Consider the following 22,295-nt stretch of genomic DNA (forward strand, 5'->3'; position numbering starts at 1 on the left):
TTGCGTCAAAGGCGCCAGTGTAACGCCTGCGCCGTCGCCGGGCACGAAAAACCTGCCGGCGAGGCGCTGCTTGCAACGTTTACTTCAGTGAAAAATGATTAACGCTTGGCGTTGAATGCCTTGGTCAGCTCGTCAGCTGCGAACTGCTGGGCTTCCTTGGCCTTTGGCACCACGGCGTCCATGCCGAAGAACTCGTGGGTCACGCCGGTGAAGTGGCGATAGTTGACGGTCACGCCTTCCTTCTTGAGGCGGTCGGCGTAAGCCTTACCCTCGGTCATGAGCGGATCGATTTCCGCGGTGATCACGGTTGCCGGTGGCAGGCCCTTGAGCGAGGCGGCCTTCATCGGCAGTGCGTGCGGGCTCTTCGGATCGGCGCCATAGTGCTTGAAGAACCACGTCATCATCGCCTTGTTCAGCGGCTTGGCGTTGGCGTTCTTCTTGTACGACTCGTTGTTCATGTCGTCGTTCACGACCGGATAGACCAGCAGCTGATGCACCGGCATCTGGATTTTCTTTTCCATCGCCATCATCGACACGACGGTTGCCAGGTTGCCGCCGGCCGACTCGCCCGCCACTGCGACACGCATCGGATCGCCATTGATGTTCTTGGCATTGGCCAGCGCCCACTGGTAGGCCGCGAATGCGTCTTCGGTCTGGGTCGGGAACTTGTGCTCTGGTGCACGGCGGTAGTCGGCCGAGATCACGATCGCCTTGGCTTTCTTGGCCAGCCCGCGCACCGATGCTTCATACACCTTGGTGTCGGCAATCACGAAACCGCCACCGTGGAAGTACACGACGACCGGGAACGGGCCCGTGCCTTCAGGCGTGAAGATGTGGATCGGGAAGCTGCCGTCCTTGCCCTGGATCGATTGCGTCTTCATCGTGACGCCTGGTTCCGGTGCCGTGCTCTTGCCGGCGTCGGTCAGTACTTTCTTGACAGCGTCGCTCGGGGTTGGCTGCTTGCGCGCTTCTTCCGGGCTCAGGGTTTCGATCGGCTTTGGCTTCAGGGCCGCCATCGCGTCCAGCACTTTTTGCATGTTCGGCTCGGCCTTCGGCGGCTGGGCGGCAGTTTGTGCGATGGCGGTGCCGGCCAGCAGGCCAGCGGCGAGAGCGATGACGGTCAAAGTCAGTTTTTTCATGGTCAGTCCTATGCGGTTATTTGTTCGCAGCACAATGCGCGAATACATACATGACATGAGACCTTGTTAGATTGTCACGCTCTGTGCGAGAACGAACACAGCAATAGTGAAATGTTCGCAATCACCACGCGGCCGTGCGCCGCCGTACAATGGTGCATGGATAACCTGAACCCCGCCACCGCCGACGCCGCGCCAGATCACCCGTACGCGCGCCTCGATCCCGCGACCGTGCTCGATGCGCTCGACAGTGTCGGCCTGCATGGCGACGGGCGCCTGCTGGCGCTGAACAGCTACGAAAACCGCGTCTACCGTGTGGGCCGTGAAGAAGGCGAGCCGGTGGTGGTCAAGTTTTACCGGCCTGAACGCTGGAGCGACGAGGCTATCCTGGAAGAACACGGCTTCGTTGCCGAGCTGGTGGCGCAGGAGGTCCCTGTCGTGCCGGCCATCGAGATCGACGGGTGTACGCTGCACACGTTCGACGGTTTCCGGTTTGCGGTATTCGAGAGCCGCGGCGGGCGCGCCCCGGAGCTGGGTGACCCCGCCGTACTGGAATGGATTGGGCGCTTCATCGGCCGCATCCATGCGCAGGGCGCCGTCAAGCCATTTTTGCTGCGCCCGGCGCTCGACCCGGTCACGTTCGGCCGCGAACCGTTCGACTGGCTACGCAGCCACGACTTCGTGCCACCCGAACTGATGCCGGCCTGGTCGAGCGTGATGGAACAGGCGCTTGAAGGCGTCGCGCGCTGCTACGAGCGCGCCGGCGAGTTGCCGCTCGTGCGCCTGCATGGTGATTGCCATGGCGGCAACGTGCTGTGGACGCCCGACGGGCCGCACTTCGTCGACTTCGACGACAGCCGCATGGGCCCGGCAGTGCAGGATCTGTGGATGCTGCTGTCAGGCGAGCGGCAGGAGATGGTGGGCCAGATGGCCGACGTGTTGGCCGGCTACGAGGATTTCTGCGATTTCCACCCGCGCCAGCTGTATCTGGTCGAAGCATTGCGCACGCTGCGCCTGATCCATTACTCGGCATGGCTGGCAATGCGCTGGACCGATCCGGCGTTCCCGGCAGCTTTCCCCTGGTTCAATACCCAGCGCTACTGGCAAGATCGCATCCTTGAACTGCGCGAGCAGGTCGCGTTGATGGATGAGCCGCCGCTGTGGCAGATGTAAGAATGTAGATGGGTGTGGCAAAGCGCCAAGCTGATGCACGATTGCCACCCAGTTCGGCATAGCACGAGAACCGGATTTACCGGATAATCAACAGGACTGCCGCCACAGAGACTCCGCATGGAACCGAACCCAGCCCAACAAGACGACACCGACTTCACGATCGACCTGTCGCCGGCCGCCGGCGCGCTGGCGCCGACCGATGTGGCGTCAATGCCAATACCAGTGTCAACGCCGGCGGCTGCTGCATTTGCGCAGTCTGTCGTGCCTGTCACGCCGGTGCTGCCCGCTGCGGCGGAACCTGCCGAATTTGCCGGTCCGGGTCGCAAACCACTCGAAATGCGCGAAATCCAGGAAGCGATCGCGCGTGTCGAGGCGGAAGCCAAGGCCAATATGGCGGCCGAGAGCCGCCACCACGCCGAAGCACGCGCCCGTTCGCTGGCCGATGAGCGTGCGTCCATCGACGCCGCTGCCGCCGCGGCGGCGCAAGCCAATTCCCAGGCCTCCGAAGACGCCATCGCCGCCAACCGCGAACGCCTCGACTCGCTGCGCGCCGCTGCCCAAGCCTCGAGCGAACGTCTGGAGGCGATCCGCCAGGAGACTGCCGAACTGCGCGCGCGCGTGAAAAGCGATACCGAAGTGCGGGTTGCCACCGAAGCGCGTGCCCGCCTCGAAGAAGAAGCGCGCCGCCGCGCGACGGCCCAGATCGAAGCCGAGGCCGAACTGGCTGCCAAGGCCGCCCGCGCGGCCGACGAACTGGTCGTGCATACCGAGCAGGCGCGCCTGCAGGCGGTCGAGCGCATGGCCGCCGTCGAGGCGGCGCGCGAAGAAGTGCAGCACAACGCCAGCGCCGACGCCCGTATCGCCATCCTGGCACGCGAGCGCGAACGGGCCGAACGCTCCGCGCGCCAGACCGCCGAGAAACTGGCCGACGCCGAAGCCGAAGCCCTTGAACTGACCCAGCAGCGCGAGCGCGCCGACCAGATCGCGCTGACGTCGGCCTTTGCCCGCGCGGCGGCCGAAGCGCGCGCACTCGAAGAAGCACGCGCCTACGCCCACATCGAGCAGGAGCGCGAGGCGATCGCGCTGGCCCAGGCCGAGTCCGAACGCGTGGCAGGCCAGTCGCTGCGCATGCGCCTGCAAACCGAAAAAGACATCCGCGACGCCGCCGTGCACCGCGAGCGCCAAGAACAGATGGCGGCCTCGAGCGCCGCCGCGCGGCGTGACGCCGAAACGCGCATCCTGGCCGCGACCGAAGCGCGCATCGAAGCCGACCGCAAGCTTCGCCTGGTGGCCGAAGACCGCGCCCGCGCCGAAGAAGAAGCGGGCGAGCAGGTGCAGGCGCGGCTGGAAGCCGAAGCCCAGGCCGCGCTCGACGCGCGGGCCCGCATGGCGGCCGACGAAGCGGCTACGGCTGCAGCGCAGCGCGAAGCCGAAGAACACCGGCGCGAGCGCGCGCTGGCCGACGAGCGCGCTGCACTGGCACAGGCGGCAGCCGACGCGCAGGCAGCATTGAACGACGACGACGCGTCGGCCCTGGCGCTTGAAGCGTCGCAGGTGCAGTTGCAACAAGAGGCCGCGCAGCTGGCGGCGCAGCGCCGTGAACAGGCTGAACACCTGGTGCAGGCCGAGCAAGAACGCAAGACCGCCGAGGCGCAAGCGCTGGCGGCACTGGAACAGAAAATCGCGGCCGAGCACGAGCTGATGCTGGCAGCCCAGGCACGGGGCGAGGCCGAAGCGGCAGCAGCAGCGGCCCTGCAGGCGAAGGTCGAGGCCGAGCGGCGCATTGAGGAAGCACAGCGCGCTGCCTGGGAAGCGCAGCAGGCGCAGGCCGACGCGGCCATCGAAGAAGCCTGCCAGGCCGAGGCGGCAACCGCCGCCCAGCAGGCCCACGCGCGCCGTGCCGCCGAGCTGGCCCAGGCCCAGGCCGAACGGGCCGAGGTCGAGCAGCAGCAGGTGGCATTGACCGAAGCGGCCATTGCTGCCGAACGCGACGCGACCCGGGCTGCGCGCGAAGCGCTCGTGCTGGTCGAGCGCAAGCTGGCCGCGCAGCGCGAACAGGCCGCCGCCGACACCCGCGCCAACGAAGCGCAGGCGGCGCGTCTGGCGTCCGAACAGGCAGCGGCGCAGGCGGCCGTGTCGCGTGCCGACGCCGAGCAGGCGCAGGCCGAACTGGCGCGCCAGCGCGAGCTGGCCGAGCTGGCGGCGGTGCAGGCGGCGCTCGAAAAACGCGAAGCGCAGCGGGCGCTGCTCGAACACGCGCAAGAGCACGCCGAGATGCAGCGCAAGGCGGCGCACGCGACGCAGCAGATGGCCGACGCACGCAAGCAACTGGTTAATCTGGAAAGCCGGCGTCAGGACGACGACGCGGTCGAGCTGGCAGCGACGCAGCGCGCCATCGGCGAGCGCAAGGTCGAAGCAGGGCAGCGCTCGGTCTCGGCCGACCTGACGCGCGAGGTGCTGGGCCGGTTCAAGCAGTCGCAGGCGCGCGCCGGCGATACATCGGCGGCGCAGGCGGCCGCCAGGCTGGCAGAAGTGATTGCGACCCAGCGCGAGCTGGACCCGGATCGCAAACCGTAACGGGGGCGGGCGGCCCGCCCCCTGTGCTTACTGCGCCGGCGCCTGTTCAGGCAAACCCGGCGCCTGGCTTGGCGACAACGGATTGTCCGGGCCGCCAGCCACTTTCGACACGAAATACTCGGTCTCGCCAAAGCAGGTGGTCGGCACGCCCTTGTGCTGGTCATACGTCAGCTGCACACGCTTGCCCATGCTGGCCAGCAGGGCCGGTACCACGGTTTCGTCGCGCACCGTAAACACGAAGCGCTCGGGGATCGCGCCCGGCATGCTCGACAGCAGAATCTCGCCTTCCCACGTTTTGCACAGCCAGCCGCGCTTGGAGAATTTCTGCAGGTAGCCGGCACGCTCGCCTTCCGAATACGACCAGGTCAGTGTGAACCAGGTATAGCCTGCAGCCAGGACAGCGACGACGGCGATGAGGATGAGCAGGATGGCGGAAGTGCGCTTGGGCATGGTAGTCGGCATGGTTGGGGCTGGTCGATCAAGAAAGTGGGCAGGGTTGGCAAACGGGCAGCGCAAACGCGGTGCGCGCCCATTCTGCCATGCCTTGCCTTAATCGCAAACCGGGATTCCGGCGACTGGCCGGGTCAGGCCGATTCGGGGCCGGTCAGCGCCTCATGCGCCAGCCGCCGGCGGTAGCGGATCGACGACCACAGCGACACGAGAATGAACGCCAGCCCGGACAGCCCGGTGAACCATTCGGGGATGTGATAGTGCACGCTGGCGAACATGATCAGCGCCAGAATGCCGATGGCGTAGTGCGCGCCATGCTCCAGATACACGAATTCCTGCAGCGTGCCCTTGTAGACCAGGAACACGGTCATCGAGCGCACGAACATGGCGCCGATGGCCAGCCCCAGCATGATGATGACGACATCGTTGGTGATGGCAAACGCGCCGATGACGCCATCGAAGCTGAACGACGCATCGAGCACCTCGAGGTACAGGAAGCCCCCGATGCTGCCCTGCGAGATCATCGCGCCCACCGACGGATCGTGTTCCTTCGCTTCCAGCAGGTTGCTGAGCCATTTCACGGCTATATAGATCAGCACGCCCGTGACGCCGGCGATCAGCACCGCCAGCTTGCGCGCCTCTGGCATCAGGCGCATGGCGCCAACCACGCACAGCAGCGTGAGCAGCACGGCCAGGCCTTCGGTGCCGTACTTGCCGACCTTCGCCTCGAACCAGTCGAACCAGTGCAGCTCTTTTTCTTCGTCGAACAAAAAATTCAGGAACACCAGCATCAGGAAGGCGCCGCCGAAAGCGGCAACCTCGGCGTGGTGCGCCGTCAGGTTGCGCGAATACTCGTCGGGATTGTCGAGCGCCATGTGCCAGACGTCCGGCAACCCCAGCCCGGTTGCGGCCGCCACGATCATCAGCGGAAACAGCAGGCGCATCCCGAATACCGCCACCAGGATGCCGACGGTGAGGAACAACTTGCGCCAGAATTCGTTCCAGTGCTTGAGCACCGAGGCGTTGACCACCGCATTGTCGAAAGAAAGCGACACTTCCAGCACGCCGAGGATGGCCGTGATCCACAAGGCTTGCAGCAGCCCGGGCCAGCCCCGGTGCGCATAGCCCCACCAGCCGGCGAGCACCATGAGCACTGCCGTTACGACGAACGACCACCGGAAATGCCGCATATGCGCCTCTTGTGTGCAGGTATCTGTTGGGACAATATTACCGTGTCCCTGCCAAAATGGGCTGTACCGAAAGTCGCCCGCCGAGCCTTGCTTCTGAGATAATTCTGCCCAGCATTTTTCACTCTAAGAAATCATGGAAATCATTTATCTCGTCACACCGGTACTGACCTGGATGGTAGTCGGCCCGATCAAGTTCCTCATATCCAGTGTCCGCTATCGGCGCTGGGCCTTCGACCTGGTCGGCAATGGCGGCTTCCCCAGCAACCACAGCGCCGTCGTTTCCAGCATGGCCACGCTGATCGCGCTGCGCGAAGGCATGGGCCATCCGGCGTTCGGCGTGGCCGTCACGCTCGCCTTCATCGTCATGATCGACGCCAACAGCCTGCGCCAGCACGTCGGTCGCCACGCTGTCACGCTGAACCGCCTGCATGACGGCAAAGAGGATTATGTGATCCTGCGCGAGCGCATGGGGCACACCCGGTTCGAGATCGCCGGCGGCATCCTGACCGGCATCGGCATGGGCTTTCTGATCTACACCGTGCTGGGCGGGTTCTAGTGTATGTACGGGGTGCGTGCGCCGCGCATCCCGTGGACGTCCGGGCGTCCATCGTCTGTCCGTTTTTTACGGCATTCCATCCCGGACGGAATGCAGCTCATCGCCAGATTCCGCACTTCATCCATCCAATTCCGCAAACCACAGGATCGTCAATTGACGCTGCTGGAGACCTCCTGAATACTGCGCGCTGGATGTATCTGAACTTATTTTTATAAAAACACCGAGTCCATTTCCGGAGAACCACCATGCTGCGCAAAACACTCCTCGTTCTAGCCATCGCATCAAGCCTAGTCGCTTGCGGCAAAGATTCCAAAGCCCCCGAGGGCAAGGACAACAAGCCGACGCAACTGACCGTGGCGCAGGAGGATGTCTTGACGATCCAGAGTGCGTCGGTGTCGTCGGGGCCGGTGATTACCGGCTCGATCGAGCCCGAGCGCCGCGCCGATTTGCGCGCCGAAGTCTCGGCCATCGTGCTGCAGGTGCTCAAGGAAAACGGCGAACCGGTCAAGCGCGGCGACGTGCTGGTGCGCCTCGACGAAACCTCGATCCGCGACACCCTGATGTCGGCCGAAGACATGCAGCGCGCCGCGTCGCTGGCGGTCGACCAGGCCAATCGCCAGCTCGAGCGCCTGAAGACGCTCACGGCGTCGGGCATGACGTCGGCCAAGGCGCTCGACGACGCCGAGATGGCGCGCAACAACGCGATGAGTGAACTGTCGAGCTCGCGCAGCCGCGTGGCCACCGCGCGCCAGCAACTGGCCCGCACCACCGTGCGCGCGCCGTTCGACGGCATCGTTTCCGAGCGCAAGGTGTCCAATGGCGACACCGCCACCATCGGCAAGGAACTCGTCAAGGTCATCGACCCGACCAGCATGCGTTTCGAAGGCGCAGTCTCGGCCGATTCGGTCAGCACCGTCAAGATCGGCCAGAAGGTCAACTTCCGCGTCAATGGCTACGCCGACCAGACGTTTGCCGGCGTCGTCAAGCGCATCGACCCGGCCGCCAATCCGGTCACGCGCCAGGTCGAGGTGCTGGTGGGCTTTGTCGACAATGCGCAGCCGCGCGTGGCCGGCCTGTACGCCGAAGGGCGTGTCGACGCCGCCGCGAGCGATGCGCTGATGCTGCCAGAGAGCGCGCTGGTGCGCGTGGGCGACGCCAGCCACACCTGGCGCATCAAGGACAAGACGCTGTCGAAGGTCAAGCTGGTGGTCGGCGCGCGCGACGCCCGTACCGGCAATGTCGAGATCAAGCAGGGCCTCGCAGCCGGCGACGTGGTGCTGCGTGCGCCGACGTCGAACCTGAAGGACGGCCAGAAGGTCGACATGCCGAACGCCCGTGTGGCCAGCGCAAATGGCGCTGGCGCGGGCGCCGGCGCAGTCCAGGGCAAGTAAATCCAGGAACCCTTAAGGAAAACCCACCATGTTCCTGTCCAATTTTAGTGTCAAGAAACCGGTCGCGACGATCGTCATCATCGTCGCGATGATGGCCATCGGCCTGCTGGCCCTGTCCAAGCTGAAGGTCAACCAGAACCCGGATGTCGAGATTCCGATCATCGTGGTCGACATTCCGTATCCGGGCGCATCGCCCGAGACCGCCGAGCGCGAGATCACCAACCGCCTCGAAAAGCAGATGCAGGCGATCCAGGGCGTCAAGGACGTCAATTCCAACTCCTACGAAGGCGGCGCCTCGATCTGGATGGAGTTCGACTTCAACCGCGACCTGATCGAAGCATCGGACGACGTGCGCAATGCGATTGCCGCCGTGCGCTACAAGCTGCCGATCGAGATGCGCGAGCCGGTGCTGCGCCGGATCGATCCGTCGGCCCAGCCGATCATGTCGCTGGCGCTGTCGTCGAGCACCCAGACCCACGCCGAAATCTCGCGCTACGCCGAAGACGTGCTGGCTGACGAATTCCGCGGCATCGATGGCGTGTCCACTGTGGTCGTCAACGGCGCGCTGCGGCGCGAGCTGTCGGTGCTGCTGCGCGCCGAGAAGCTGAGCGAATTCAATGTCTCGGCGTCGGATGTCACCAACGCGCTGCGCAACGGTAATACCAATGCGCCGGTGGGCAAGCTGCGTAGCGAACTGGACGAAAAAGGCATCCGCCTGGTCGGGCGCATCGAGCGTCCCGAAGATTTTTCGCAGATCGTTGTCAAGCGCAATGGCGACCAGATCGTGCGCCTGAGCCAGGTGGCCGAGATCCGCGATGGCTTCGCCGACGTGAACACGCTGTCGGTGCGCAGCGGCAGGCCGAATGTGGGCCTGCAGATTTCGCGCTCGCGTGATGCCTCGACCGTGTCGCTGGCCAAGCGCGTCCACGAAGTGGTGGCAGCGCAGAGCAAACTGCTGCCGGCCGGCACCAAACTCGAGGTCGTGATTGACGGCGGCAAGGATGCGCAGTCGAGCCTGAACAACGTGATCGAGGCGCTGGTACTGGGGGCCGTCCTGACCGTGTTCGTCGTCTACGCGTTTCTCAATTCATGGCGCTCGACGCTGATCACCGCGCTGGCGCTGCCGACGTCGGTGCTGGCGGCGTTCATCGCGGTCTGGCTGTGCGGCTTCACGCTGAACTTCATGACGCTGCTGGGCCTGTCGCTGGCCATTGGCGTGCTGATCGACGATGCGATCGTGGTGCGCGAAAACATCGTGCGCCACATGGAAATGGGTTCCGACCGCCGCACCGCGGCGCTCGAAGGCACCGCCGAAATCGGCATGGCAGTGGCCGCAACCACCTTCTCGATCATGGCCGTGTTCGTGCCGGTGGCCTTCATGCCGGGTGTGTCCGGTGAGTGGTTCCGCCCGTTTGCGCTGACCGTGACCTGCTCGGTGATCGTCTCGCTGTTCATCTCGTTCACGCTCGACCCGATGATGTCGGCCTACTGGGGTGACCCACCGGATCACCACAGCCGCCCGAAGACCGGCATCGGCGCCGTGCTCGACCGCTTCAACCACTGGTTCGACCATCAGGCCGACCGCTACGGCCGCGTGATCGCCTGGGCGCTGCATCACCGCCGCGCGATGGCATTCCTGGCAGTCGCCAGCCTGATCGGCGCGCTGGCCATGCACCATTTCTTTGGCGGGTCGAGCTTCCTGCCGAAGCAGGACTCGGGCAACCTGCAGATCGAGGTGCGCACGCCGGCCTCGTCGTCGATCGAGTATGCGCGCCGCAAGCTCGAAGCGGCCGCCGTGCTGGCCCGCACCCTGCCTGAAACGAAGGACACCAACAGCAACGTCAAGACCAGCGGCGGCTCGATCTACGTCGACATCGGCAAGCGCAGCGAGCGCAAGCGCTCTGCATCCGAAGTTGCCGTCGAACTGCGCGCCAAAATCTCGAGCCTGGTGGGCGCTGAATACACGGTCATCGATGACCTGTCCGGCGGCGGCAAGCCGGTGCAGGTGGAATTTACCGGTCCCGACTCGCGTAAACTCATGGAGCTGACCACCGCCTACATGGAAAAACTGCGTGAAGTGCCGGGCGCGGTCGACGTCGCGCTGTCCGAGCAGGATCCGAAGAACGAACTGCAGATCGTGCTCGACCGGGGTCTGGCTAATGCCCTGGGCATTTCGGTGGGCGATGCGGCGCAGTCGCTGCGCGTGGCGTTTGCCGGCATCGAAGTGGGCGACTGGGTCGATCCGACCAGCGAAACCCGCGACGTCGCCGTGCGCCTGCATCCCGACGACCGCGTCAATACCGACAGCATCGAGCGCCTGCCGATCCCGGTCGCCGGCACCGGCATGATGGTGCCGCTCGAGCAGATCGCCTCGATCACGATGGGCAAGGGCCCATCGGCGATCCGTCACAAGAATGGCGAGCGCATGATCACCGTGTCGGCCAATGCCCAAGGCCGTTCGGCCGGTGAAGTCACGACCGACGCCATGAAACTGGCGCGCACCTTCGACTTCCCGCCGGGTTACGGGCTGGCGCTGGGCGGCTCGGGCGAAGACCAGCAGGAACTGTTCAAGGAGATGGTCATTGCGCTGTTCTCGGGCATTGCGCTGATGTACCTGATCCTCGTGATGCAGTTCGGCTCGTTCACGGCGCCGATCGGCGTGATGCTGTCGTTGCCGCTGTCGCTGATCGGCGTCGTGCTGGCCCTGATCATGACCGGCAACACGCTTAACCTGATGAGCATGATCGGCATCCTGATGCTGATGGGGCTGGTGGCCAAGAACGCGATCCTGCTGCTCGACGCGGCCAGGGCGCTCGAGCACGAAGGAATGGACCGCGAAGAAGCGCTGATGGCGGCCGGGCGCAAGCGCCTGCGGCCGATCCTGATGACCACCTTCGCACTGATCGCCGGCATGCTGCCGGTGGCGCTGGCCCTGGGCGACTCGGGCGAGTTCTACCAGCCACTGGCCATTGCGATCATCGGCGGCACGATCACCTCGACCATCCTGACGCTGCTGGTGGTGCCAACGTTCTATGACAGCATCGAGATTGCCCGCGACCGCATGGTGGCCAAGTACGGCCGCCGCGCCGAGCACCGCAATGCGCTGGTGGCGTTCCTGATGACGTTCGTCGAAGCCATCCTGGCGCTGACGCTGGTGCGTCTGGTCTATCGACTGGTCATGCGCCTCGTGCAGATGGTGACGGGGCGCGGCCGTGCCAAGGTGGCGCCGGTCTGATCCCCCACGGCAGGGCGCCGCACGCGCCTTGCCGGATTTTCCGGACACGGCCAGTGATAACTGGCCGTGTTTTTTTATGCGTGACTAATGGTTGGTTTGCCGGGGTTGTAAAATAGCACCCCGGCAACCAACGGACGACGGCTTATGGTCTAATAGCGGCTGTTTTGCCATGCACTTTGCCATCAGGCAGCCTGTGCAACGGTGGCGTGCCTCCGCATGACGCCACGCCGCATCTCCATTTTCCTCCGTAAGGTCCAGCCCCATGCCCGCAGCCCAGCCCATTGCCTTGTTCGTGAACGACGACATGAACTGGCTCGCCGGTGGGGGCGAGATGGGCGAACTGATCCGCAGTATGGACTGGTCGGCGACGCCGCTCGGACCGCTGTCCGGCTGGCCGCAGAGCCTGCGCACATCGGTCAGCCTGTGCCTGTCGTCGACGTTCCCGATCCTGGTCTGCTGGGGCCCGGACGACATCCAGATCTACAACGACGCCTACCGCCCGATCTGCGGCGACCTGCATCCCGCAGCCATGGGCGCGCCATTCAAGGTGGTCTGGGCCTCGGCCCTGCCGGTCGTGGGTGAGGCCTTCGAACTTGCGCACCAGGGCTCCGGTGCGTACATCCGCGACCAGCAGATGTTCCTCGACCGCAGTGGCTATCTCGAAGAAGCCAATATGACGTTTTCGTTCTCGCCAATCCGCGACGAGTCGGGCGCGATCGGCGGGATATTCCACCCGATTACCGAAACCACGGTACAGGTGCTCAGTGCGCGCCGCAGCAAGGGCTTGCGTGACCTGACCGCGAGCCTGGCGGGCGTGCGCTCGATCGATGACATCGGCACGCAGCTCGCGAGCCACTGCGCGCACATGACGGCCGACGTGCCGTTCGTGCTGTTCTACCAGATCGATCCCCAGACCGGCACGCTGGCGCTGCGTGGCAACGCTGGTCTGGCGCCGGGCAACCCATTGGCCCCGCTGGCAACCGCCTTCGACGACAGCATCTGGCCATTTGCCCGCAGCAGCAGTTCGCATTCGGTTGAACAGGCCGACGACGTTGCCGCGCGCCTGGGGAGTGTCGCTTGCGGACCCTACGAGGACGCGCCGCGCTCGGCGCTGGTCCTGCCCATGACCTTGCCCGGCCAGCAGGAGCTGTTCGGCTTTGTCGTGGCCGGGGTCAGCGTGCGCCGCGCGCTCGATGCCGACTACCGCAACTTTTATGCATTGCTCGGGGCGGCCGTCAATACCGCCGTGGGCAATGTGATTGCCTACGAGCAGGAACAGCACCGCGCCGAAGAACTGGCCCAGATCGACCGCGCCAAGACGGCGTTCTTCTCGAACGTCTCGCATGAATTTCGCACGCCGCTGACGCTGATTCTCGGCCCGCTCGACGATGCGCTGGCCGATGCGCCCGAGTCGATGAATGCGATCCAGCGCCAGCGCGTCGAGCTCACCCACCGCAACTCGCTGCGCCTGCTCAAGCTGGTCAATTCGCTGCTCGACTTTTCGCGCATCGAGGCCGGCCGCGTGCAGGCCAGCTACGTCCCGGTCGATCTCACGCGCCTGACGGTCGACCTGGCCGGCGTGTTCGAGTCGGCCATGGCCAAGGGGGGGCTGGAGTACACAGTCGATCTGCAGCCGCTGACCCAGCCGGTGTTCGTCGACCGCGACATGTGGGAAAAGATCGTCTTCAACCTGCTGTCGAACGCCTTCAAGTTCACGCTGCACGGTGGCGTCACGGTGACGTTGCGTGAACATGCCGGCATGGCGCGCCTGTCGGTGCAGGACACCGGCACCGGCATTCCCGAGCATGAACTGCCGCGCATGTTCGAACGCTTCCACCGCATCGAAGGCGCGCCGGGCCGCACCTACGAAGGCACCGGCATCGGCCTGGCGCTGATCCAGGAGCTGGTGCGCCTGCATGGCGGGACAATCGCAGTCTCGAGCACCTTCGGCGAAGGCACCCGGTTCGACGTCGATCTGCCGTTCGGCGATGCACACCTGCCGGCGGATCGCATCGTGCAGGCGCCGGAGACGATGGCCGACCGCCAGCGCATGGGCGCGGCGTTCGTCGAAGAAGCACTGCGCTGGCTGCCCGACACGCTGGAAGGCGCAGCGACGACGCCGGCGCCGGAGCCGACGCCGGATATGGACATGGACACGAGCGCGCCCGCGCAGCCTGAAGCGCGCCCGCGCATCCTGGTTGCCGATGACAACAACGACATGCGCGCCTACCTGAAATCGCTGCTCGAACCGCATGCCGACGTGCGCGCGGTGGCCGATGGCCAGGCAGCGTACGAGATGGCGCTGCTGGACCCGCCCGACCTGGTGCTGTCGGACGTGATGATGCCGCGCCTGGACGGTTTTGGCCTGATCGCGAAGGTGCGCGCCAGCGAACTGCTGCGTCATCTGCCGGTCATGCTGCTGTCGGCGCGCGCGGGCGAAGAAGCCAAGGTCGAAGGCTTGCAGGCCGGCGCCGACGACTACCTGGTCAAGCCGTTTTCAGCCAACGAGCTGCTGGCGCGCATCGGCACCCAGGTGGCGCTGGGACGCGAGCGGCGCCAGAACGCGCGCGATGCGCAGGCGCGCGAAGCGCATGTGCGGGCGCTGATCGACGCTTCGCCCGCGATGCTCTGGACCACCGACAACGACAGCCTGTGCACCTATCTGAGCCGGCGCTGGTACGACTACACGGGCCGCACGCCCGAGCAGGACCTGGGCATGGGCTGGCTCGAGAACGTGCACCCCGACGACGCCGCGCGTTCGGGCGAGATCTTCCTGGCCGCCAGTGCGGCCCGCCAGCCGTTCTCGTTCGATTACCGCCTGCGCGGCCATGACGGCAGCTACCGCTGGTTCATCGACGCCGGCCTGCCGCGCGTGAATGCCGCCGGGGAGCCGGACGGGTATGTCGGCACCGTGATCGACGTCCATGCGCGCAAGCTGTTGCAGGAGCGCTTCGAGCGCGTGTCCGAGGCGGGCGATATCGGCGTCTGGTATGCCGACGTGCCGTTCACGCATTTCCAGATCAATGCCGAGATGGCGCTGCACTTCGGCGTCGACATGGGCCGCGCCGCGTCGGTGAGCGAACTGCTGGCGGCGGTGGAGCCGGAAGACCGCGAGCGGCTGGCCGAGAGCGTCGAGCACGCGGTGCGCGCCGGCGCGCCGCTGGACCTCGAGTTCCGCACCCGTGTTGCCGCAGCGGACGGCGGCGATGGTACGCCGCGCTGGTTGCGCGCCATTGGCTGGTGTGGCCTGAACAAGAACGGCCAGCCCGAACGCTTCGACGGCGTCACGCTCGATATCGACAGCCAGAAGCACGCCGAGCAGGAACTGCACCGCCTGGCGCGCGAACTGGGCGCAAAGAACCGGGCGCAGAGCGACTTCCTGTTTACGCTCGCGCACGAACTGCGCAATCCGCTGGCCCCGATCCGCTCGGGCCTGGAGCTGATGCGCATCGGCGCGGCCAGCGGCGACGTGCAGGCCATCATGCGGCGCCAGGTCGATCACATGGTGCACCTGGTCGATGATCTGCTCGACATGGCGCGCCTGGCCGAAGGCAAGGTCACGCTGCGCTGCGAGCGTGTGCTGCTGGCCGACGCGGTGCGCGAAGCCGTCGACATGAGCATGCCGCTGGTCGAGCGTGGCCGCCACGCGCTGGCCGTGCATCTGCCCGATGGGCACGTGGGCCTGCACGCCGACCGCCATCGCGTGGCCCAGATCCTGAGCAACCTGCTCAACAACGCGGCCAAGTACACGCCGCCGGGCGGTGCGCTGGAAATCCACGCGCAGATCGAGGGCGACGACGTGGCCATCTCGGTACTGGACAACGGCATCGGCATCGCCGCCGATGCGCTCGAGGGCGTGTTCGACATGTATGCGCAGGCCCACGCGGGCGCCGAGATGGCGCAGGGCGGCCTGGGTGTTGGCCTGAACCTCGTGCAGCGCTTGGTGAAGCTGCATGGCGGCCGCGTGGCCGCCACCAGCGCCGGGGTCGGGCAGGGCAGCCAGTTCACGGTCTGGCTCCCGCTGCCGGCCGACAGCGCGACGCCGCCTGTCGCTGCGGCCGGTACTGTGCTGCAGGCAGCGCAGACCGACCCGGGCATGCTGCGTATCCTGGTGGTGGACGACAATGTCGATGCGGCCCAGACGCTGCAGGCCCTGCTGGAGATGAACGGGCACGCGGTGACGGCCGTGCATGATGGCGCCTCGGCGCTGCTGCAGGCGGCGGCGCTGTTGCCGCAAGTGGTGTTTCTCGATATCGGGCTGCCCGACATGACCGGCTACGACGCGGCCGAAGCGATGCGGCGCATCGCCGGCATGGAGACATCGACGCTGATCGCGCTCACGGGCTGGGGTGCGGAGCAGGACCGGAAGCGCTCGAGCCAGGCAGGGTTCGATCACCATCTGACCAAGCCAGCCGATTTTTTGATTGTGGAGCAACTGATCCGCGACGTGGCGGAGCGTACGCCGGCATCTGGTCCGACAACGTCACAAAACAAACAGCCCGGCTGAAAAGCCGGGCTGCGATGGTGCGCCGAACTCGCCCTGATCTGCAGGGCGCTGTTCGGCTGGTGACCGCGATTACTTGCCGGTCGTGCCGGTTGGCGGCGTGGTGGTGCTGGTTGGATCGGTGGTCTGTGGGCTGGTGGCGCCTTCTGCGGTGCCGGTCATCCCCGTGGTGCCGGTGGCGCCAGTCGTGCCCATGGTGCCAGCTGCGCCCGACGTGTCGGTCGTGGTGCCGGTGGTGCCGGCAGCAGCGCCCGTGCCCATGTCGCCCGTACCGGTGGTGCCGGTGCCCGTTGCGCCAGTGCCGGTGTCACCCATGGTGCCAGTGGCGCCCGAAGTGCCGCTTGGCATGGTGGCCGAGGTGTCGGCTGGAACGGTCGTGGTGGTCGCTGCTTCGTCTTTCTTGCATGCGCCCAGCAGGGTTGCCAGCACGGCGGCGGTCAGCAGAATTTTTGGTGCCTTGGTCATTGCATTCATTTTTTACTCCTCGATTGACGTCTATTTGTGTGCCGCAGATCCCGGACTGCTTGTTGGGACATTGCGGCGCCAGATCGGTTCCACTGTGACGCGATGGTCGCTTGTGAAACGTTGAGGGTACCGACGCAATACGCGGCCCCAGTGCGTACTTCAGTGAATCTGTTTCGACTTCAATGCATCTGTGCCAATTAGACCGCAAGCCCGACAGCTGGTTCGTTAGATACCGCACACTCACGGGAATCGGTAACATTATTTACACACTTCGTGTGACCGCCGGTGTTCTAGGAGCCCAGGTGAACATCGCCCGCCACGGACATCGGATCGTTCACTGTTGCCTTGTCTTTCTGGCCAAGCTGTTCCAGTAAAACCGGTACCTCGGCGGCAAGTTCCCGGGCCAGATAACCGAGCGTTCCCAGGCGCTCTGCAAGCCGGTCGCCGGCGCGTGCATGCAGCGCGACGCCCCAGCAGGCCGCCTGCGCTTCGGTCGCGCCGCGCGCCAGCAGGCCGCCGATGATGCCCGCGAGGACGTCGCCCGAGCCCGAACTGGCCAGTCCGATATTGCCGGCGCCTTCGTGCTGCCACAGCGTGCCATCCGGCGCGGCGATCACGGTGCGCGCGCCCTTGAGTGCGATGACGGCGTTCCAGTCGCGCGCCGCGGCCAGGGCCGGCCCATCGGGCAGGCCGGCGATGCAATCCTTGTCGATGCCCGTCAGGTGCGCCATTTCGCCGCAGTGCGGCGTCATGATCACGGGACGCTCGAAGCGCATCGGCTTGCCCGCGGGCCAGTCCTCTGGTGGATGAAGCAGGATGTCCATGGCACAGGCGTCGAGCACCAGCCCGACGTCCGCTTCAACCAGGCGGGGCAGCAGTGCATGCACCAGGCGCGCCGTGCTCGCTTCGTCGCGCATGCCGGGACCGATCAGTACTGCATTCACGCGATCGGCCAGCGGATCGAGGCTGGCCACCGCATCGAGGCTGAAGCCATCGGTATCGTGCTCGGTCAGGCCAATCACACGCGCCTCGGGCATTGCCAGCGCGACCAGCTGGGCGACACTGGCGCCGGTCGCGATCGTGAGCTTGCCGGCCCCGGCGCGCAGTGCGGCGGTGGCCGCCAGGATGATGGCGCCCGGCATCTCGCGCGAGCCGCCGATGATCAGGATGTGGCCGCGCATTTCCTTGTCGCCTCCGGTGCCCGGCTGCGGCAGCGGCCAGGCGGCCAGCATGCCTGCATCGACATCGTGTACCTGGTTCTTGTCCATGGCGGATGACCTTACGCGTTGGGGGCGGATGCGACGTCCCTGGCCACGGTGACCGGTGTGCCGGTCTCCTCCAGCGGCGCGACGAAATTGACCAGGCGCAGCGCCAGATCGCCGCGCTTGCCGGCCTCGGGATCGAATTCGTACGAGGTGACGGAACAGTTCGGGACATCGCCGTTGCGATCGAACTCGAGGATCTGCGCTTCGGTGAGATGCTCGAACAGGTAGCGGAAGCAATTGACCGTGACCTGGTGCGCGACGATCAGCACACGCTCGCCGGCAAATTCCCGTTCCAGCGTATCCATGACACTGCGCAGGCGCAGGATGACGTCGCACCAGCTTTCGCCGCCAGGAGGGCGGAAATAGAACTTGCCAACGTGATGGCGCTGCTCGTACAGATCGGGGAAGTCGTGCGCGATACCGTGCGTCGTCAGGCGGTCAAGGACGCCAAATTCCTTTTCGCGCAGGCGCTCGTCTTCGCGCACGCACAGGCCGTCGCGGTCGAGGTGGCGCATCACGAGGTTGGCCGTATCGGTGGCGCGCACGTACGGCGAATGCAGCACGACGGTCGGGCGCTGCGCTGCGGGGAGCGATGCGAACCAGGCGCCGAGGGCGTCGGACTGGCGCTCGCCAAGGTCGGACAATGGCACGTCGACGTCGCGCTCGGCGATGTCGATGCGGTGTCCTGCTGCTGCTTCAGCCAGGTCGCGGGCGACGTTGCCGGCGCTTTGTCCGTGCCGCACGACCCATATTTCCTGTGGCCATTTTTGTTCCATGAAGTCCGCCAAAAAGTTATCTTGGCGTCATCATAGAAGGTTTCACGACGGCCTCAGCGCACGATTGTTCCGTGCACGGAAACCGTCAGGCGGCGTCAGACGGCCCGCGCCTCGCTGTCCAGGTTGATGTCGGCATCGTCGTCAAACACCCGCATGTCGGTCTGTCCCATGACCCGGCTGGTGACGGTGCCGGCAGCGATCGAGCCGCTGACATTCAGCGCCGTGCGGCCCATGTCGATCAGCGGTTCGACCGAAATCAACAGACCAGCGAGCGCCACCGGCAGGTCCATCGCCGACAGCACGATCAGCGCCGCGAAGGTGGCGCCGCCGCCGACACCGGCCACGCCGATCGAGCCGAAGGCGATGATCGCCAGCAGCGGCAGCAGGAACGCGGCCGTGAACGGATCGACGCCCACCGTCGGCGCGATCATCACCGCCAGCATGGCCGGGTAGATGCCGGCGCAGCCGTTCTGGCCGATCGTGGCGCCAAACGACGCGGCAAAGTTGGCCGTGCCCTCCGGCGTGCCCAGGCGCGCGGTCTGCGTGGCCACGCTCATCGGGATCGAGCCCGCGCTGGTGCGCGAAGTGAACGCGAAGACCAGCACCGGGAAGATCTTCTTCACGTAGCGCCAGGGCTTCAGGCCGGCCGCTGCGACCATCGCCAGGTGGACACAGAACATCAGCGCCAGCGCGGCGTACGATGCGACGACGAAGTTGAGCAGGCCAAGAATGTCTTGCCAGCTCGAGCTCGAGACGACCTTGGCCATCAGCGCGAACACGCCGTAGGGGGTCAGGCGCAGCACGAGCGTGACCATGCGCATCACGATCACGTGCGCCACGTGCACGAAACTGCTGAACGACGTGAAGACTTCCGGCTTCTTGCCGGCGATGCCGGTGGCCGAGACGCCGATGAAGATCGCGAACACCACCACGGCGATGGTCGAGGTCTTGCGCGCGCCGGTCATGTCGAGGAACGGGTTGGCCGGGATGAAGGACAGCAGCAGCGACGGCAGCGACAGTTCCTTGGCCGCAGCGAGATTGCCCTGCATGTATTCGCCGCGCGCGACTTCGGCGGCGGTGGAGGTCAGGCCGACCGCAGTCAGGCCGAACAGCTTGGCCATCAGGATGCCGATCGAGGCCGCCACGATGGTCGTGATGAGCAGGATGCCGATTGTGAGCGTGCTGATCTTGCCGAGCGACGAGGCATCGCGCAGCTTCAGGATCGCCTGGATGATCGAGACCATGATCAATGGAATGATGATCATCTGCAGCAGCTGGACATAGCCGCTGCCGATCACGTTCAGCCATTCATTGGTGGCCTTGATTTCCGGCCCACCCACGTCATACATCACCTGTAACGCGGCGCCGAGCACGACGCCAAGGCCAAGGCCGGCGAACACGCGCTTGGTGAACGAGACGTGATTGGCCTGCAACCGGTACAGGAAGACGCAGACGGCCAGGGCAATGGCCAGGTTGAGCAGGACGGGAAGTGTCATGGGGGCTTCGTTGGGACGGCGTGGACAATCATGTCATTTTATCGACAAAGTTGCCTGTTCACAGTGCGCTTGTCATTTTTGCCAAGGCACAGCCTGGACCGGCGGCCAGCAGGTTGTTGCGGACCAGCGACGCCTGTCCCGTGTTGTACAGGGAACCCGTCAATCTCGCGTTCGATACTTCCCATGGATAAGGATAAGTTTCTATAATCCAATAAAGCACCAACTTATTCCTCCTCACGTCAGCCTAGCGAACATGTTCAAACATCTCAGCATCAAGTCGCGCCTCATTTTCGTCATCGCGTTCCTTGCGGTCGAACTCATTGCCGGCGCCGTCATCGGCATCTACAACCTCGGCACAGCCAACGCTGAGCTCAAGCAGATGTACGATCGCCGCCTGGTCGGATTGAGCCAGGCCGGGGAGGTCACGCAGCTGATCACGGCAAACCAGCTGACCGTGGCCAAGGCGGTCACTATGGACGATGCCGCCCAGCGCAGCGCTGCAATGGACACCGTCCAAGCGACGAGCGCCACCATCAACCAGCTGTGGGGCCAGTTCACGCAAATCCCGATGAGCGAGAAGGAGCGGGCGCTGGTCGCGGAGATCGCCGCGGCGCGCAAGGCGTTCCTCGATGGCGGCCTGTTGCCGGCAGTGGCCGCGATCCGCGCCAATGACAATGCGCAGGCGATCCAGCTGCTGAACGGGCCGATGACGCAGCTTTATGCATCGCTCAATACGCTGGGCATCCGGCTGATCGACGAGCAGCAGGCTGCGGCGCTGGCCGAATACCGGGCCTCACAGGCGACCTTTGAACTGGTGCGCGCGGTGTGCCTGGCCGGCCTGGCCTTTGGCCTCATCATGGCCGCGCTGGTTGGGTACCTGCTGGTGCGCGCGATCGTGCGCCCGATCGAGCAGGCCGTGAAGATCGCCGGCGCCGTCGCCCAGGGCGACCTGACCCAGACCATCGAGGTCACGTCGACTGACGAAACCGGCCGTCTGCTGCAGGCGCTCAAGGACATGAACGAATCGCTCGTGCGCATTGTCGGCCAGGTCCGCACCGGTACCGACAATATCGCCACCGCCTCAAGCGAAATTGCCGCTGGCAATCTGGATCTGTCGTCGCGCACCGAGCAGCAGGCCGGCTCGCTGGAAGAAACCGCTTCGTCGATGGAAGAACTGACGTCGACCGTCAAGCAGAACGCCGACAATGCGCGCCAGGCCAATGCACTGGCCACGTCGGCATCGGAAGTAGCGGGCAAGGGCGGCGCCGTGGTGGCGCAGGTGGTGCAGACGATGGGCGCGATCAATACGTCGGCCACCCGCATCGTCGACATCATCGCCGTGATCGACGGCATCGCGTTCCAGACCAATATCCTGGCCCTGAACGCGGCCGTCGAGGCGGCGCGCGCCGGCGAGCAGGGCCGCGGCTTTGCCGTCGTGGCGGGCGAGGTGCGCAGCCTGGCGCAGCGCAGCGCGGCGGCGGCCAAGGAAATCAAGGTGCTGATCGACGATTCGGTCGAGAAAGTGCACCACGGCTCGGAACTGGTGGACCGCGCCGGTACGACGATGGCCGAAATCGTGCAAAGCGTGAACCGCGTGACCGACATCATGTCCGAGATCACCGCGGCCAGCCAGGAACAGACGGCCGGCATCGAGCAGATCAACGGCGCCGTGGCGCAGATGGATCAGGTGACGACGCAAAATGCGGCGCTGGTCGAACAGGCGTCGGCAGCGGCGACGTCGCTGCAGGAAGAAGCGGCCAAGCTGGCGCAGACCGTGGGGGCGTTCAAGCTTGCTACGCCGGCAGGCGTGCGCGCAGTCGTGGCCAAGCCGCGCGTGGTCACCGGTGCGCCGAAGATAGTGGCCAACGCGGCGCCGAAGCCGGTGGAGAAGGCGCCTGCGAAGTTGCCTGCAAAGTTGTCTACGAAGGCGCCGGTAAAACCGGTCGTGACAAAAGCCCGCACCGACGCCGCGCCAGTCGCGAAGCCGGTGAAGCCAGCGAAGGCAGCGAACGCAGAGACCGCCAACGCCAGCGCCGGCGACGGCTGGGAAGAGTTCTGACGCAGTCCGGGGTTGGCGGCCC

14 protein-coding genes are annotated in these 22,295 nt (G+C 65.5%); 7 read left to right on the forward strand and 7 right to left on the reverse strand.

Annotated features, from left to right (window positions below; translation table 11 throughout):
• Window positions 1-98: 98 nt before the first annotated feature.
• Entirely contained in the window at window positions 99-1,139 is a 1,041-nt protein-coding gene (locus tag IFU00_16485) for an alpha/beta hydrolase (GenBank protein MBD8543883.1), read from the reverse strand.
• Between the two features lie 156 nt (window positions 1,140-1,295).
• On the opposite strand from IFU00_16485, the gene IFU00_16490 reads away from it, so the two are divergent.
• Both IFU00_16490 and IFU00_16495 read left to right on the forward strand, forming a co-directional pair.
• Window positions 1,296-2,309 (forward strand): serine/threonine protein kinase, encoded by a 1,014-nt coding sequence (locus tag IFU00_16490; GenBank protein ID MBD8543884.1) that lies wholly within the window; start codon window positions 1,296-1,298, stop codon window positions 2,307-2,309.
• Between the two features lie 117 nt (window positions 2,310-2,426).
• On the forward strand, window positions 2,427-4,886 hold the full coding sequence (locus IFU00_16495) for a hypothetical protein (protein MBD8543885.1): 2,460 nt from the start codon (window positions 2,427-2,429) through the stop codon (window positions 4,884-4,886).
• Between the two features lie 27 nt (window positions 4,887-4,913).
• Here IFU00_16495 and IFU00_16500 read toward each other — a convergent pair whose 3' ends face one another.
• Together IFU00_16500 and IFU00_16505 are read right to left on the reverse strand one after the other, a co-directional pair.
• Window positions 4,914-5,336, reverse strand: a complete 423-nt coding sequence (locus IFU00_16500) for a hypothetical protein (GenBank protein MBD8543886.1) — start codon at window positions 5,334-5,336, stop codon at window positions 4,914-4,916.
• Window positions 5,337-5,470: 134 nt separating this feature from the next.
• Complete coding sequence (locus tag IFU00_16505) at window positions 5,471-6,526, reverse strand: DUF475 domain-containing protein (protein ID MBD8543887.1); 1,056 nt, start codon at window positions 6,524-6,526, stop codon at window positions 5,471-5,473.
• A 133-nt stretch (window positions 6,527-6,659) separates the two neighbouring features.
• Here IFU00_16505 and IFU00_16510 point away from each other — a divergent pair, with 133 nt between their 5' ends.
• The 4 genes from IFU00_16510 (at window position 6,660) to IFU00_16525 (ending at window position 16,215) form a co-directional block, all read left to right on the forward strand.
• Window positions 6,660-7,082 carry a divergent PAP2 family protein gene (locus IFU00_16510; GenBank protein ID MBD8543888.1) on the forward strand — a complete coding sequence of 141 codons (423 nt, stop codon included), beginning with the start codon at window positions 6,660-6,662 and terminating at the stop codon, window positions 7,080-7,082.
• Window positions 7,083-7,327: 245 nt separating this feature from the next.
• Window positions 7,328-8,473, forward strand: coding sequence for an efflux RND transporter periplasmic adaptor subunit (locus IFU00_16515; protein ID MBD8543889.1), 1,146 nt, complete (start codon window positions 7,328-7,330; stop codon window positions 8,471-8,473).
• A gap of 28 nt (window positions 8,474-8,501) precedes the next feature.
• Window positions 8,502-11,708, forward strand: a complete 3,207-nt coding sequence (locus IFU00_16520; protein MBD8543890.1) for an efflux RND transporter permease subunit — start codon at window positions 8,502-8,504, stop codon at window positions 11,706-11,708.
• 304 nt (window positions 11,709-12,012) lie between these two features.
• Window positions 12,013-16,215: a response regulator gene (locus IFU00_16525; GenBank protein MBD8543891.1), complete on the forward strand. Its 4,203-nt coding sequence runs from the start codon at window positions 12,013-12,015 to the stop codon at window positions 16,213-16,215.
• Window positions 16,216-16,284: 69 nt separating this feature from the next.
• Here the strand turns inward: IFU00_16525 and IFU00_16530 are convergent, their stop codons facing one another.
• The 4 genes from IFU00_16530 to IFU00_16545 all read right to left on the reverse strand — a co-directional run bounded on the left by IFU00_16530 (window position 16,285) and on the right by IFU00_16545 (window position 20,214).
• Window positions 16,285-16,686 (reverse strand): hypothetical protein, encoded by a 402-nt coding sequence (locus IFU00_16530; GenBank protein MBD8543892.1) that lies wholly within the window; start codon window positions 16,684-16,686, stop codon window positions 16,285-16,287.
• Window positions 16,687-16,967: 281 nt separating this feature from the next.
• Window positions 16,968-17,945 (reverse strand): NAD(P)H-hydrate dehydratase, encoded by a 978-nt coding sequence (locus IFU00_16535; GenBank protein ID MBD8543893.1) that lies wholly within the window; start codon window positions 17,943-17,945, stop codon window positions 16,968-16,970.
• A gap of 11 nt (window positions 17,946-17,956) precedes the next feature.
• Complete coding sequence (locus tag IFU00_16540; GenBank protein ID MBD8543894.1) at window positions 17,957-18,718, reverse strand: histidine phosphatase family protein; 762 nt, start codon at window positions 18,716-18,718, stop codon at window positions 17,957-17,959.
• A gap of 95 nt (window positions 18,719-18,813) precedes the next feature.
• Complete coding sequence (locus tag IFU00_16545) at window positions 18,814-20,214, reverse strand: cation:dicarboxylase symporter family transporter (protein ID MBD8543895.1); 1,401 nt, start codon at window positions 20,212-20,214, stop codon at window positions 18,814-18,816.
• A 253-nt stretch (window positions 20,215-20,467) separates the two neighbouring features.
• Between IFU00_16545 and IFU00_16550 the strand changes: the two genes are divergently transcribed.
• Complete coding sequence (locus tag IFU00_16550; GenBank protein MBD8543896.1) at window positions 20,468-22,273, forward strand: Tar ligand binding domain-containing protein; 1,806 nt, start codon at window positions 20,468-20,470, stop codon at window positions 22,271-22,273.
• The last annotated feature ends 22 nt before the right edge of the window (window positions 22,274-22,295 follow it).

The sequence above is a fragment of the Oxalobacteraceae sp. CFBP 8761 genome, assembly GCA_014841595.1.
GTDB lineage: Bacteria > Pseudomonadota > Gammaproteobacteria > Burkholderiales > Burkholderiaceae_D > Telluria.